Source organism: Shimia aestuarii, assembly GCF_022814865.1.
Taxonomy (GTDB): Bacteria; Pseudomonadota; Alphaproteobacteria; order Rhodobacterales; family Rhodobacteraceae; genus Shimia; species Shimia aestuarii_A.
Genome location: NZ_JAKVRD010000068.1, coordinates 1 through 244, shown reverse-complemented (window position 1 = coordinate 244; position 244 = coordinate 1). Strand labels below are relative to the sequence as shown.

The 244-nt window shown below is 63.5% G+C and carries 1 pseudogene; it reads right to left on the bottom strand.

The annotated features are described in order from the left end of the window. Window positions 1-133, bottom strand: a pseudogene (locus MK745_RS19735) (VWA domain-containing protein); the annotation flags it as partial. Between the last annotated feature and the right edge of the window lie 111 nt (window positions 134-244).

Sequence of the window (244 nt, the reverse complement as noted above, 5' to 3'; positions counted from 1 at the left end):
ATCGCAAAAGTGGGTTGAGCCAGACAAGCCGTTTGCAGGAAAGCGCGAGGCGTTCAGCTTCCTTGGCAAGGGTCTCGGTGCCGCCGGTTTCAAGCCCGTCCGTGATCAACAGAACCACCGCGCCCTGCATCAGCGCGACGTCGATGATGCCCTGAAGGCTGTGGGCCATGACGCGCCCGACTGGCAGGGCGGCACCCGCCTTGGCGATGCGCTGCACGCCTTCAACAAGCATTGGTCTCGCCGT